General features: G+C 71.9%; 1 protein-coding gene. It reads right to left on the bottom strand.

Features of this window, described 5'->3' with window-relative positions; all coding sequences use genetic code 11:
• The coding region (locus ACGF7U_RS31790; RefSeq protein ID WP_393113086.1) for an HAD-IIIA family hydrolase at positions 1 to 1,125 on the bottom strand (1,125 nt) is incomplete at its 3' end.
• Position 1,126 lies beyond the last annotated feature (1 nt).

The raw sequence follows: 1,126 nt of genomic DNA, 5'->3' as shown, positions 1-1,126 counted from the left end.
GCGCAGGCGCAGTGTGGGTTCGTCGTCGGCAGCCAGCGCGAAACCGGCAGCGGCGGCGAGGGACAGGGCACGCTCCGGCTCGGGCACACCGACCGGAACCCGGTGACGCACATCCAACAACGAACCGGGATAGTCATCGCTGATCGCGCTGATCCGCCGCACCCCCGCCATCCGCAACAACAACGCCAACGGCAGAGGCGACTGATGGAAACTGGTGAACACCACCGCCTCCTCGGCGTCCACGGCGGCCAGCCGGTCGGTCAGCAGACGCATGTCGGCGGCGTCCACCGGGCCGGGAGCCGGGTCGATCCACGGCAGCCGGTGCTCGATGATCTCGTCGACACCGGGCAGCAACTCGGCGGCGGCGCGCCCACGCGGCCCGCACAGCATCACCACCCGCCGCGCACCGGCAGCCACCGCGCGGATACCCGGGCCGGTGACCAGGACGTCCCCGGCCGAGTCGACCCGCACCACCAACACCGTCCCAACCCGCCGCCCACCGACCCGCCCCGCCCGCGCCGGCCGGACCTCCGCCACCCCATCCACCACGGCATCAGCCTGCCCCGCGGGGCGGGCGTCGGCCCGCTGGTACGTCACCGGATCCACCGCCGCCTGACGCTGAAGGATCAACCCCACCGCCGCCGACAAATCCACCGCCACCTGCGGAGCCGCCGCCACCTCCCCCACCCGCGTCACCGCCGTCGGCACCAACACCCCCGACGCCCCCGCCGCCAACGCCGCCACCATGTCCCGACCAATGTCACCCACCACCACACACCGCGACGGCACCGTGCCCAACACCCGCGCCGCCGCATACACCAACCCCGGCGCCGGCTTACGACACCCACACCCCGCACCATCGTCATGCGGACACACCAACCACGCGTCGAACGGCCCCAACAACTGCTCCACCCGCGCATGCACCGCCCGCATCTGCGCCTCGGAAAACAACCCCCGCGCCAAACCCGACTGATTCGTCACCACCGCCAACCGCAACCCCGCCGCCCGCAACCGGTCCAACGCCACCCGCGCCCCCGGCACCACACGCACCTTCTCCGGATCACCGTTGTACGGAACGTCCTCCACCAACGTGCCATCCCGATCCAGCAACACCGCGTCGAACAGG

The organism is Micromonospora sp. NPDC047670 (assembly GCF_043204915.1).
Lineage (GTDB): Bacteria > Actinomycetota > Actinomycetes > Mycobacteriales > Micromonosporaceae > Micromonospora.
This window is presented reverse-complemented; position numbering and strand designations above follow the sequence as displayed.